This is a genomic window from Microbacterium sp. KKR3/1, from assembly GCF_021272365.1.
Lineage (GTDB): Bacteria > Actinomycetota > Actinomycetes > Actinomycetales > Microbacteriaceae > Microbacterium > Microbacterium aurugineum.
In genome coordinates, this window is the sequence record NZ_JAJSDW010000001.1 from 802,525 (window position 1) to 815,546 (window position 13,022).

The window sequence follows — 13,022 nt, forward strand, 5'->3', positions numbered from 1 at the left end:
GGCCCGAGCCTAGCGCTCAGCGCGGTTTCGCGCCTCAGGATTCGGCGCCGAGTGCGGCGAGCCGCGCTTCCTCATCCGCGGTGATCGCGCTCTCGATCAGCGGGTCCAGCGCGCCGTCCATCACCTGATCGAGGTTGTAGGCCTTGAAGCCGGTGCGGTGGTCCGCGATCCGATTCTCCGGGAAGTTGTACGTGCGGATGCGCTCGGAGCGGTCCATCCCGCGGATCTGCGAACGGCGCGCGTCGGACGCGGCCGCGTCGAGCTCCTCCTGCTGCCTCGCGAGCAGTCGGGCTCGAAGCACGCGCATTCCGGCCTCGCGGTTCTGCAACTGCGACTTCTCGTTCTGCATCGACACGACGATGCCCGTGGGGACGTGGGTGATGCGCACGGCGGAATCCGTCGTGTTCACCGACTGCCCGCCGGGGCCGGACGAGCGGAAAACATCGATCTTGAGATCGTTCTGATCGATGTGGATCTCCTCCGGCTCATCCACCTCGGGAAAGACCAGCACCCCCGTCGTGGAGGTGTGGATGCGTCCCTGCGACTCGGTGGCCGGCACACGCTGCACGCGATGCACGCCCCCCTCGTACTTGAGATGCGCCCACACACCCTGCGCGGGGTCGGACGAGGAGCCCTTGATCGCGACCTGCACGTCCTTGTAGCCGCCCAGGTCGGACTCGTTGCGCTCCAGGAGCTCCGTCTTCCAGCCCTTGGAGGCGGCGTACTGGATGTACATGCGCAGCAGGTCGGCTGCGAACAATGCGGACTCCGCACCGCCCTCACCGGCCTTGATCTCCATGATCACGTCACGCGCATCGTCCGGGTCACGCGGGATGAGCAGACGACGCAGACGTTCCTGGGACTCCTGCAGCTCCTCCTCCATCGCGGGGATCTCCGCCGCGATGGACTCGTCTTCCCGAGCGAACTCGCGAGCCGTCTCCAGATCATCGGTCGCAGCGACCCATGCCTCGTAGGCGGCGACGATGCGCGACAACTCGGCATAGCGACGATTGACGCGCTTCGCGCGGGCGGCGTCGGCGTGCACCGCCGGGTCGGAGAGCTCCTCCTGCACCCGGCGATGCTCGTCGATCAGAGTCTGGACGGACTCGAACACGGCTCAGCCGCTCAGCGGATGTTGTTGTCGTGCCCGTGCGCGCCCGAGGGGAGCGTGGGGATCGACTTCTGCATCTGCACGAGGAACTCGACGTTCGAGTTGGTCTCCTTGAGCTTGCCGAGGACGACCTCGAGGGCCTGCTGCTGGTCGAGGCCGGCGAGGGCGCGACGCAGCTTCCACGTGATCTTGACCTCGTCGGCCGACAGCAGCATCTCCTCGCGGCGGGTGCTCGACGCGTTCACGTCGACCGCCGGGAAGATGCGCTTGTCCGCGAGCGCACGCGACAGGCGCAGCTCGCTGTTGCCGGTGCCCTTGAACTCCTCGAAGATGACCTCGTCCATCTTCGACCCGGTCTCCACCAGGGCGGTGGCGAGGATCGTGAGGGATCCACCGTTCTCGATGTTGCGCGCGGCTCCGAAGAAGCGCTTGGGCGGGTAGAGCGCGGAGGCATCGACACCACCGGTGAGCACACGGCCCGAGGCCGGAGCCGCCAGGTTGTAGGCACGGCCGAGGCGCGTGATGGAGTCGAGCAGCACGACGACGTCGCGGCCGAGCTCGACCAGACGCTTCGCACGCTCGATCGCGAGCTCCGCCACGGTGGTGTGGTCTTCGGCCGGGCGGTCGAACGTGGAGGCGATGACTTCGCCCTTGACCGAGCGCTCCATGTCGGTGACCTCTTCGGGGCGCTCGTCGACGAGCACGACCATGAGGTGGACCTCAGGGTTGTTCTGCGCGATCGCGTTCGCGATCTGCTGCAGCACGATCGTCTTGCCGGCCTTGGGCGGAGCGACGATGAGGCCGCGCTGTCCCTTGCCGACCGGGGCGACCAGGTCGATGATGCGCTGGGTCAGCTTCTCGGGAGCCGTCTCCAGACGCAGGCGCTCCTGCGGGTAGAGCGGAGTGAGCTTGCCGAACTCCACACGCGTGGCGGCGTCGTCGATCGACAGACCGTTGATGGAGTCGACCTTGACCAGCGCGTTGTACTTCTGACGGCCCTGCTGCTCGCCTTCGCGCGGCTGCTTGATCGAGCCGACGACGGCGTCACCCTTGCGCAGGTTGTACTTCTTGACCTGTCCGAGCGAAACGTACACGTCGCTCGGACCCGCGAGGTAGCCGGTGGTGCGGACGAACGCGTAGTTGTCGAGGACGTCGAGGATGCCGGCGATCGGGATCAGGACATCGTCCTCACCGATCTCCGTGTCGAACTCGTCGGTCGGAGCGCCGTTGCGGCGCTTGTTGCGCTGGCGGTTGCGGTTGCTGCCGCCCGACTGCTCGTCATCCCCGGCCGGCAGAGCCTGCTGGTCCTGCCCGGAGCTGTTCTGCCCGCGTCCTCGGTTGCGGCTGCGGTTGCGGTTGCGACCACGCCCGCCCTGCTCCTCACCACTGTCGGAGTCGGAGCCGGAGTCGCCGTTCTGAGGTGCGTCGGCGGGAGCGGCGTCTGCCGCCGTGTCCTTCACCGGCGCGGGGGCCTCGGCGTCGGGCGTCGACTTCTGCGCACCGCGGCGACCGCGTCCCGTCGACTTCGGTGCGGATTCCGCAGCGGCTTCAGCCGGGGCGGCGTCTGCAGCCGGAGCCTCCGAGGAAGCGGCTTCCGCGGCGGGAGCCTCGGCATCCGTCTTCTTCGCCCGGCTCCGACGCGGTGTCTTCGCCTTCGGCGCCGCCTCGGGCGACTCGGCAGGCGCCTCCGCAGACGTGGGTTCGCTCGCCGTGTCGGCAGCCGCCTTCGTCGTCTTCGCCTTCGTCGCCTTCGGCTTCTCGGGCTTGTCGGCGCTGTCGACCTTCTCCGCGTTCTCGGCCTTCTCCGCCTTCTCGGCGGTCGTGGCGGTGCTCGCACGACGCGGTGCGCGCTTGCGCGCCGGCGCCGCTTCAGTGGTCGCTGCAGCAGCTTCCGCGGCCGGTGCCGAAGAATCGTTCTGGGTCTCGGAGAGGTTCTCCACGAGTACTCCCTTATATGTCATGGGGAATGAGCGTTGAACGCGCACAACGGGTGCTGCGCACGATCGCACGGGCCGGCGCTCGGCGCCAGCCAGCCTCGGCACTTGTGCCTCAAGGGTTTGCGTGCGGGTCTTGCAAGAGTTGCAATGGGGCCAGATTCACGTCGTTACGTGGAGCCCTCCGCTCGAGTCCCCACTGTACCACCACGAACGTCGACTGCGAGCAGGAGCGCCTCCCACGGGGTGTCGGTGACCTGGTCGGCCAGCTCCACCGCGTCTTGACGACTCCCCGGTCCGTCCGCGAGGACGAGAACGCTCGGCCCGGCACCGGAGACGACCGCCGCGAAGCCCGCCTTGCGCAGCGCCTGCACGAGCCGCTGGGTCTCCGGCATGGCCCCGGCCCGGTAGTCCTGATGGAGCCGATCGGCAGTCGCATCGAGGAGCAGTTCCGGGCTCTGCATGAGGGCGGCGATCAACAGCGCCGAGCGGGAGACGTTGAACACCGCATCCGCTGTGGACACATGGGGCGGCTGCAGCGATCGCGCCTGCGAGGTGGACATCGTGTAGGCCGGGACGAGGACGAGCGGCGAGACACCGCGGTGCACGAGCAGCTTCTTGTGCTGCGGACCGTGCTCTCCCATCCAGGCGATCGTCAATCCGCCGAAGAGCGCAGGAGCGACGTTGTCGGGGTGGCCCTCGATCTCGGTGGCCAGGCGCAGCAGATCGGTGTCGCCGATCTCGACGTCGCCCGCGAGGAGCCCCTTCGCCGCGAGCACCCCCGCGGCGACGGCAGCCCCGGAGGATCCGAGACCACGGCCGTGCGGCACGCCGTTCTCGGCGACGATGCGCAGTCCGGGCACCGGTCGGCCCGCGTCCGCGAAGACGTATGCGATCGTACGGACGATGAGGTTCGAGGCGTCGCGCGGAATCTCGGCCGCACCGGAACCGGTGACCTCGATGTCGAGTTCACCCGCCGGCAGCGCGGTGACCTGGAGCGTGTCGTAGATGCTGAGGGCCAGGCCGAGCGTGTCGAATCCCGGACCGAGGTTCGCACTGGTCGCGGGCACCCGCACCTCGACGGTGCGCCCCTCGACGGATGCCCCGTCGACCGGGGGCAGCGCTGTCGCCACCGTCACTCGCCTTCCACGCGGAGCACCGACACGACCCGCGCCACGACGGTGCTGTCGGCGAGGGCGTCGACGGTGGCGCTGAGTGCCTGCTCGGTCGCACGGTGGGTTCCGATGATCAACCGTGCGGTCGGCTCGTCCTCGCCTTCGACGGTCTGCACGACGGTCGCGACGGAGACTCCTCCGTCGCTGAGGATGCCCGCGACCGTGGCGAGCACTCCGGGCGCATCCGAGACCTCGAGCGTGATCTGGTAGCGCGTGGTGACGTGTCCGATCGGGACGACCGGAAGATTCGCGCGAGTCGATTCGCCCACGCCGACGCCGCCGGCGATGTGGCGACGGGCCGCCGAGACCACGTCTCCGAGCACGGCCGACGCGGTCTGGACGCCACCGGCACCCGCACCGTAGAACATCAGGGATCCGGCGGCCTCCGCCTCGACGAACACGGCGTTGTTGGCACCGTGCACCGAAGCGAGGGGGTGGGAGTTCGGGACCAGCGCCGGGTACACGCGCACCGAGATCGACTCGGCACCGTTCGCCTCGATCCGCTCGCACACGGCGAGGAGTTTGATCACGAAGCCCGCTGCGCGCGCCTCCTCGATCATCGACGGAGTGATCGACGTGATCCCCTCGCGGTACACGGCATCGAGCGGCACCGCGGTGTGGAAGGCGAGGCTCGCGAGGATCGCGGCCTTCTGCGCGGCGTCATAGCCCTCGACATCGGCGGTCGGGTCGGCCTCGGCGTACCCGAGGCGCTGCGCGTCGGCGAGCACATCGGCGAAGTCCGCACCCTCGCTGTCCATCCGATCGAGGATGTAGTTCGTGGTGCCGTTCACGATGCCCATGATGCGCACCACCCGGTCGCCCGCCAGCGAGTCGCGCAGGGGGCGGATGATCGGGATCGCACCCGCAGCCGCGGCTTCGTAGTACACGGAGGCACCGACGCGGTCGGCCGCTTCGAACAGCTCGGGGCCGTGGGTCGCCAGCAGCGCCTTGTTGGCCGTGACCACGTCCGCACCGGCGCCGATCGCCTGCAGGATGGTGCTGCGGGCCGGCTCGATGCCGCCGATGAGTTCGATCACGATGTCCGCGCCGAGGACCAGCGATTCCGCATCGGTGGTGAAGAGCTCTGCGGGGAGATCGACGTCGCGGGGCGCGTTCACATCGCGCACCGCGATGCCGGCGAGCTCCAGTTCGGCGCCCGCCCGGTCGGCCAGCTCGTCACCGTGGCGCAGCAGGAGCGCCGCGACCTGGGAGCCGACCGCTCCCGCACCCAGCAGTGCCACACGAAGTCGTCGGTAGTCAGTCATGGTTACTCCTTCGGAGGTGGGTCATTTGTCTCGATCGGCGGCCGGCGCCCCGTCGATGCCCGTGTCACGGGCCAGCACATCGTCGAGGGTCTCGCCACGGACGATGACCGTCGACCGGCCTTCGCGCACGGCGACGACCGGTGGACGCGGAACGTGGTTGTAGTTGCTTGCCAACGAGACGCAGTACGCGCCGGTCGCCGGTACCGCCAAGAGGTCTCCGGGCACGAGATCGTCGGGCAGATACTCGTGATCGACCACGATGTCGCCCGATTCGCAGTGCTTGCCCACGACGCGGCTGAGGCGGGGCTCGCCCGCACCGACGCGCGAAGCAAGGCGTGCGGAGAATTGCGCGCCGTACAGAGCGGGGCGCGCGTTGTCGCTCATTCCGCCATCGACGCTGACGTAGCGGCGCACGGCACCCGACTCCACCGTCACGTCCTTGGTGGTGCCGACCTCATAGATGGTGACGCCTGCGGTACCGACGATCGCACGGCCGGGTTCGAACGACAGGGCAGGCATCGGGATTCCGCGCGCGGCACACCCCTCCGCCACCGCGTCGACGATCTCACCGGCGAGGTCCTCGATCGGCGTCGGGTCGTCCACGCGCGTGTAGGCGATGCCGAAGCCGCCGCCGAGGTTGAGCTGCGGCACCGGGCCGTCCTGGAGCAGGGTGGCATGCAGGTCGAGCACGCGCGACGCCGACTCGCGGAATCCTGCGACGCCGAAGATCTGTGAACCGATGTGGCAGTGCAGGCCCGCGAACACCAGCCCGGGCGTCTCCCGGATCCGGGAGACGGCGTGCTCGGCGTCCGGCAGCGGGAAGCCGAACTTCTGATCCTCGTGGGCCGTGGCGAGGAAGTCGTGGGTCTCGGCGTGCACACCGCTGATCACACGCACCAGGACGCGCTGTGTGGCGCCGGTGCGGGCGGTGATGGCCGCGAGCCGCTCGATCTCGATCGCGCTGTCCACGATGATCGTGCCGACTCCGACCTCGACGGCACGCTCCAGCTCGGCGACCGACTTGTTGTTGCCGTGGAAACCGAGGGACGCCGGGGCGACACCGGCAGCGAGCGCGACCGCGAGCTCCCCTCCGGTGCAGACGTCGATGCGGAGCCCCTCGTCGACCACCCAGCGCGCCACGGTCGTGCACAGGAACGCCTTGCCGGCGTAGTAGACCTGCGCCGTCGTCCCGTTCTCGGCCGCTGCACGATCGAACGCGACACGGAATCGTCGAGCACGACCCCGCACCTCATCCTCGTCCAGGACCAGCAGCGGCGAGCCGTAAGTACGGGTGAGCGAGGGGGCGCTGACGCCGGCGATGAGGAGCGCGCCGTCGTCGTCGCGCGCGGCGGACTCGGGCCAGACGCCGTCGGCGAGATCGTTCGCGTCGTCGGGGACGACGAGCCATTCCGGAGCGAGCGAATCGGCAGGGGGAAGCACTGATCACCAATCGTGGGAAGGATCTCGGGCGAGCGGGCGCACATCGAGGTTGTCCCGATTCTAGGGCACCGGCCCCGCCACCCTGGTCAGAGTGACGCTCGACGTCAAGCCCCCTGTGATGAGCAGTTCACGCCTCCTAGGGTGGGGACGTGGCGAACACCGAAACACCGACAGACTCCCCCGCGCGCCCCGGACTGGTCGCGCGCATCACGGGCCCGCTCATCGCATGGGCTCTGGCACGGCGCCCGGTGCGCGCGGCATTGCTGTACACCGAGCGACGCGGGCCGATGCTCGCCGACAGCGTCACCTACCGCGCGTTGTTCAGCGTCTTCGCCGGCGTATTGCTCGGCTTCTCGATCGCCGCGCTCTGGCTCGCGGGGAATCCGGCAGCGTTGCAGGCGATCATCGATGCCGTCGAGGCGGCCGTGCCGGGACTGATCGGAGAGGAGGGGGTGATCGATCCGGACGCCCTCAGGGCACCCGCATCCTTCTCCATCGCCGGCATCATCTCCCTGATCGCACTCGTGGGTGCCGCGCTGGGTGCCATCGGCTCATTGCGCACGGCGGTGCGGGTCCTCGCCGGCACCCTGCAGGACGACATCCTGTGGATCTGGGTCATCCTGCGCAATCTCGCTCTCGCGCTCGGCATCGGTCTGGCGTTCGTCGTCTCGGCAGGACTAACGTTCGTCGGTCAGCTCGGCGTGACGTGGATCGCCGAGCTCCTGGGCCTCCCGTCCGATTCCCCCGCGGTGACGTGGGGCGTGCGTCTGCTCTCACTCCTGGTCGTGTTCGCCCTCGACACGGCACTCATCATCGGCGTCTTCCGCCTGCTCTCGGGAGTGCGCCCGGCCGCGCGCTCCCTGTGGCCCGGCGCACTACTCGGCGCCCTCGGCCTTCTGGTCCTGCAGGAACTGTCCGGCCTGTTCGTGGGCGGCGCGACGAGCAACCCGCTCCTCGCCTCCTTCGCGACCCTGCTCGCGCTGCTCATCTGGTTGAACTTCTCCGCACAGGTGATGCTGTTCGCCTGCGCATACATCGTCACGGCCGAGGAAGAGGCCTCGGACCGCGTGCACGCACGTTATGCCGCGACCACCTTCCCTCAGCGGCGTCTGCAGCGGGCCGAGGTCGACGTGCGGATCGCGACGGCGGAGCTGCGGGCCGCGCAGGAGGCAGCAGCGGACACGTCTTCCTAGCGTCACCGCAACCCCGTTACGTCACCACACCCTTCGTTGTGACCGTTATGCCTATAATGGTCACAACGAGAGGAAGCCATGCACGCTCGACGACGGCGGATCGACCTCCCCCACGCCACGGTCTCCGCGCTGGAGTGGCGGCCGCCGACGGAGTCCGGGCGGCCGGTGCTGCTGTTGCACGGTGGAGGCGCCGACAGTGCCGCTCTCTCCTGGGGCGAGGTCGGCTCCGCCCTCGCCGACGCCGGACACCGCGTCTTCGCCCCCGATCATCCCGGCTTCGGACAGAGCCCAAGCGCCGCGTGGACCCTCACGCAGGAGAACCTCGTCCGCCACGTCGGCGAGCTCGTCGACTCCCTCGAGCTGAGCGACTACGCGATCGCCGGCCTCTCCCTCGGCGGCGGGATGACGATCGGGCATCTGCTCGACCGCCCCGCCGGGGCGCGCACCGCTGTCCTCCTCGGATGCTACGGAGTGATGCCCCGCCTCGCCGACGGCCCGCTCGGTCGGGTGACCCATCTGGCCTCCTTCCTCCTTCTGCGCTCGGGCCTGCTGGCTGCGATGACCCGCTCGTACGCGCGCAACGCCTCGGCGATGGAGCGCGGTCTGCGCGACCTGGTCCGCGATCCGCGTGCGCGCACACCGGAACTCGTGGACGCCGTGGCCGTCGAAGCGGCGAACGGAACAGGCTTGGCGACCTTCGGTCAGTGGCAGCGCGACCAAGTGCAGTGGAATCGGTTGCGCACGGTCTACACGGAACGACTGCCGTCGATCCGCACCCCGACGCTGCTCGTGCACGGAACCCGGGACTCGGGCGTTCCGCTCGCACGCATCGAGAAGGCCTCTGAGCTGCTGCCGGATGCAGCCCTGCTCACGGTCCCCGAAGCCGGACACTGGGTCCAGCGCGACCGGCCCGATCTCGTGATCCCCGCGATGATCGAACACCTGCGAAGGAGCGACGATGCCGCGACCGCGCGTCCCTGACCGGAGAGAACGCATCCTCGATGCCGCAGAAGAGCTCGTGCTCGCTCAGGGCTTCGACCACATGAGTGTCGCGTCCGTCGCCGCACGTGCAGGCATCGGCAAGGGCGCCGTGTATCTGGAGTTCGCCGGCAAACGCGACGTCCTCGATGCCCTGCTGCTGCGAGGGAACACGCGCATGGCCGATCGCGTCCGCCGCGAGCTGGGAGACCACCCTCGTCTCGGCGATGCCTGCCGGGCGACTGCGCGAGCGCTGCTGGATGATCCGCTGATGACTGCGGCCTTCCTGGATGACCGGGGCGTGCTCGGCTCCCACGTGATGGAGGTGACCGACGATCGCTACCGGACACGCCATCACCGAGTGGTCGAGTGGTTCCGGGAACTGCAGGATCGCCACCTCATCATCGCCGACGTCGATCCCCGCTCGCTCGCCCTGGCCCTGTCGAGCACGACGATCGGGCTCCTCTCTGCGGCGCGTCTGCTCGGTCCGCTCGATCGGTCCCTGCTGGAGGACACGATCGACACCATCGGCCGGATGGCCGCGACCTTCGAAACGGAGCGATGATGCAACGGGAATCCTCCGCTCCGGCCCACGACGGCCCGGTGCTGCTCCTCCACGGCGGGGGCGTGGCCGGATGGATGTGGGATCCGCTGCGTTCCCACCTCACCGCGGAGCATCGCCTCCTCGTTCCGGATCTCCCGGGCCACGGCCGCAACGCCGCCGATCCGTATGTGTCGCACGCAGAGACCACCGCCGCACTCGCGCAGCTCCTCGAGGAGGAGGGAGGTTCTGCGACGGTCGTCGGGTTCTCACTCGGCGCGCAACTGGCCGTCCGACTCGCCGCGGAACGGCCCGACCTCGTGGATCGCGTGGTCGTCATCAGCGCGCAGGCCACGCCGATGCGAGGCACCGCCGCGACGCTCGCGGTGCTCGGCGCCCTGTCGGGGCTCGCGCGGCAGAGGTGGTTCGCGAAGCTGCAGGCGCGTCAGCTGTACATCCCCGATGAACTCCTCCCCGAGTACATCCGGACCTCCGCAGGCATATCCCGAGAGACCCTCCTGCGCTCGGTCGAAGAGAATCTCCGGTTCGTTCCCCCCACGGCGTGGGGTGCCTTTCCCGGCGACGCGTTGATCCTGGTCGGCGCCGCGGAGAAAGCACTCATGAAACGCTCTGCCGCCGCACTCGACGCGGCCCTCCCACAGAGCACGCTCGAGGTCGTGGACGGATGCGGCCACGGCATACCGCTGCAACGTCCGGCCTGGCTGGCACAGCGGATCGAGGAGTGGCTCGCCGACACTGCCGAACGCCCCTAGCGACGCTCCCGTCAGCTCGGGCAGACGCCCTTGTCCTGCAACGACGTGTCCGTGACGATCGCCCCATCGACGTCGACGTCGATCACCGCCGCGCCATCGACGATCTCGAGCCCGGTGAGGGTGAGTCCGGCGGGGAGTTGATCGGCGATGCACACCCGCTGCGGTTTCGTGACCTCCTGACCGAGCGAGCCGAGCGTCGAACCGATCTGATCGAGGTCGATGTCGAGCCCGCCGATGCTGGCGGCCACGGGTGTGAGTTCGAGGTCGCCGTCGACGACTCCGGGGGTGACGGTCAAGGAGAGCGGCACGGACGCGCCGAACACGGTGATCGATCCGCTCACGGTGGCGTTCGGAGCCTCGAGCTCGACGGATTCGATGGGAAGGTCTGTGCCGGCGAGCAGTGAGGTGAACTGCCCCTGATCGACGCGGATCGTCCCGGAGGCGCCGCCGAGCTCACCGCCGCGCAGCGGGACGTCGGTCGCCATGACCTCCGCCGCACCCGTGATGCCTTCGAGGGTGACCGAATCGGTCGACAGACGCAGGGACTCCAGGTTTCCGCCAATGAGTTGCGGAAGCACCAGGCCCTGCGTCTCGACATCGAGCTGCTGATCGGCGGGCAGATCGAGCTGCTCCACGACGATCGACCGCACGATGCCCGGCAGTACGGCGCGCGCCACGAACTCGGCGGCGACGACGAGCGCTGCCAGAACGATCACCACGACCAGCAGCACCCAGGGCCAGCGACGTCTCCGGTTCGCGCCCTCGGGTGACTGCTCAGGCGAAGAACCGGGGATCACGAGCGTCGGATGCTCAGCACCGGCCTCCGGATACGGGAGGGTGTGGTTGTCGTCGCTCATGACGCGACCATCACATGCGCTCGGGGGCGCTGACCCCGAGGAGGTCGAGGCCGTTGCGGAACACCTGACCGGCGGCATCGTTCAGCCACAGGCGCGTGCGGTGGACCGTCTCGACCGGGTCATCGCCCTGAGGGATGACACGGCAGTTGTCGTACCAGCGGTGGTACAGCCCCGCGAGCTCCTCGAGGTACCGCGCGACACGGTGGGGCTCACGCACCTGGGCGGCGAACGCAACGATGCGCGGGAACTCCTGCAGAGCTCCGAGAAGGGCGGCCTCGGATTCGTGCGTGAGGGTCTCCGGGGCGAACTCGGAGCGGTCGACGCCGGAGTCGGCGGCGTTGCGGGCGACGTTGTGGGTCCGGGCGTGGGCATACTGCACGTAGAACACCGGGTTGTCATTGGTGCGCTTCTGCAGCAGCTCGGGATCGAGATCGAGCGGGGAGTCCGCAGGCGAGCGCTCCAGGGAATACCGGAGCGCGTCGGTGCCGAGCCAATCGAGCAGGTCGTCCATCTCGATGATGTTGCCGGCGCGCTTGCTGAGGCGGGCGCCGTTGATCGACACCATCTGTCCGATCAGCACCTCGACGTTCTTCTCCGGATCCTCACCCGCCGCTCCCGCGACGGCCTTGAGCCGGTGCACGTAACCGTGGTGGTCGGCGCCGAGAAGGTAGATCTTGTTCTGGAACCCGCGGTCTCCCTTGTTCAGGTAGTAGGCGGCATCGGCGGCGAAGTAGGTGTACTCGCCGTTCGAACGGCGGATGACACGGTCCTTGTCGTCGCCGAAGTCGGTGGTGCGCACCCAGACCGCACCGTCTTCGTCGAAGACGTGACCCTGCTCGCGCAGACGGTCGACGGCCTGATCGATCAGGCTCGACCCCGATGCGTCCTTCGCGTGCAGCGTGCGCTCGGAGAACCACACGTCGAAGGGCACGTTGAAGCGGCCGAGGGAGGACCGGATCTCGGCGAGCTGGAACTCGTAGGCGAGCTCAAGCGCCACCTCCGACTGCTCGTCGTCGGGCAGCTGGAGCAGATCCGGACGCGCTTCGAGAACACGACCGGCGAGCGTCGTGATGTACTCCCCTGGATAGCCGCCCTCGGGGGTGGGCTCGCCCTTCGCCGCAGCGAGAACCGAAAGGGCGAAACGCTCCATCTGCGCGCCGGCATCGTTGATGTAGTACTCCCGGACGGCGTCCGCGCCGCTCGCGAGGAGGAGGCGGACGATCGAGTCGCCGAGAGCGGCCCACCGCGTGTGTGCGATGTGCAACGGCCCCGTCGGGTTCGCAGAGACGAACTCCACGTTGACGCTGACGCCTTCCTGCGACGTGTTCGTGCCGTAGGCGGAGCCCGCGTCGACGATGACCTTCGCCAGGGCACCGGCGGCGGCCGCATCGAGCCGGATGTTGATGAAGCCCGGACCGGCGACCTCGGCGCTCGCGATCCCCTCGACCCCACCGAGACCGTCGGCGATCTGCTGGGCGAGCTCCCGCGGGTTCGTGCCGAAGGGCTTGGCCAGGCGCATGGCGATGTTCGTTGCCCAGTCGCCGTGGTCGCGGTTGCGCGGACGCTCCAGCACGATGTCGGCGGCGGTGAGTTCCAGAGGCTCGCCGGGGCGTCGTTCCTCGGCGATGGGTGCGAGGACGGCGAGGACGGCGGCGGCGAGCGATTCGGGGTTCATAGCCTTCTCAGTTTACGGGGCGCCACGTCGGCATCCGACGGCACGGGACGTGCGGAATTCGCAATCCGCTCGTGGTGATC

The 13,022-nt window shown here is 68.9% G+C and carries 11 protein-coding genes; 4 read left to right on the top strand and 7 right to left on the bottom strand.

What is annotated here, in order from left to right:
* Positions 1–34: 34 nt before the first annotated feature.
* The 5 genes from prfA to lysA form a co-directional block, all read right to left on the bottom strand.
* Positions 35–1,114, bottom strand: coding sequence for a peptide chain release factor 1 (prfA, locus tag LVJ59_RS03925; protein WP_047520447.1), 1,080 nt, complete (start codon positions 1,112–1,114; stop codon positions 35–37).
* An 11-nt stretch (positions 1,115–1,125) separates the two neighbouring features.
* Entirely contained in the window at positions 1,126–3,072 is a 1,947-nt protein-coding gene (gene rho / locus LVJ59_RS03930; RefSeq protein ID WP_232762064.1) for a transcription termination factor Rho, read from the bottom strand.
* Between the two features lie 143 nt (positions 3,073–3,215).
* Complete coding sequence (gene thrB / locus LVJ59_RS03935) at positions 3,216–4,178, bottom strand: homoserine kinase (protein WP_372491365.1); 963 nt, start codon at positions 4,176–4,178, stop codon at positions 3,216–3,218.
* A gap of 2 nt (positions 4,179–4,180) precedes the next feature.
* Positions 4,181–5,485: a homoserine dehydrogenase gene (locus LVJ59_RS03940; RefSeq protein WP_232762066.1), complete on the bottom strand. Its 1,305-nt coding sequence runs from the start codon at positions 5,483–5,485 to the stop codon at positions 4,181–4,183.
* 21 nt (positions 5,486–5,506) lie between these two features.
* Complete coding sequence (gene lysA, locus LVJ59_RS03945) at positions 5,507–6,925, bottom strand: diaminopimelate decarboxylase (RefSeq protein ID WP_232762067.1); 1,419 nt, start codon at positions 6,923–6,925, stop codon at positions 5,507–5,509.
* A gap of 149 nt (positions 6,926–7,074) precedes the next feature.
* Between lysA and LVJ59_RS03950 the strand changes: the two genes are divergently transcribed.
* The 4 genes from LVJ59_RS03950 (at position 7,075) to LVJ59_RS03965 (ending at position 10,410) form a co-directional block, all read left to right on the top strand.
* Positions 7,075–8,118 (top strand): YihY/virulence factor BrkB family protein, encoded by a 1,044-nt coding sequence (locus LVJ59_RS03950; protein WP_232762068.1) that lies wholly within the window; start codon positions 7,075–7,077, stop codon positions 8,116–8,118.
* Positions 8,119–8,196: 78 nt separating this feature from the next.
* Positions 8,197–9,099 (top strand): alpha/beta fold hydrolase, encoded by a 903-nt coding sequence (locus LVJ59_RS03955; protein WP_232762069.1) that lies wholly within the window; start codon positions 8,197–8,199, stop codon positions 9,097–9,099.
* Positions 9,077–9,661, top strand: coding sequence for a TetR/AcrR family transcriptional regulator (locus LVJ59_RS03960; RefSeq protein ID WP_232762070.1), 585 nt, complete (start codon positions 9,077–9,079; stop codon positions 9,659–9,661). The genes LVJ59_RS03955 and LVJ59_RS03960 overlap by 23 nt, the downstream gene beginning before the upstream one ends.
* The gene (locus tag LVJ59_RS03965) at positions 9,658–10,410 is read left to right on the top strand and encodes an alpha/beta fold hydrolase (protein WP_232762071.1); all 753 of its coding nucleotides are present in this window, start codon (positions 9,658–9,660) and stop codon (positions 10,408–10,410) included. Before LVJ59_RS03960 ends, LVJ59_RS03965 begins: the two co-directional genes overlap by 4 nt.
* 11 nt (positions 10,411–10,421) lie before the next feature.
* Here the strand turns inward: LVJ59_RS03965 and LVJ59_RS03970 are convergent, their stop codons facing one another.
* Positions 10,422–11,267: a DUF2993 domain-containing protein gene (locus LVJ59_RS03970; RefSeq protein WP_232762072.1), complete on the bottom strand. Its 846-nt coding sequence runs from the start codon at positions 11,265–11,267 to the stop codon at positions 10,422–10,424.
* Positions 11,268–11,277: 10 nt separating this feature from the next.
* Positions 11,278–12,942 carry an arginine--tRNA ligase gene (argS, locus tag LVJ59_RS03975; protein ID WP_232762073.1) on the bottom strand — a complete coding sequence of 555 codons (1,665 nt, stop codon included), beginning with the start codon at positions 12,940–12,942 and terminating at the stop codon, positions 11,278–11,280.
* Positions 12,943–13,022 lie beyond the last annotated feature (80 nt).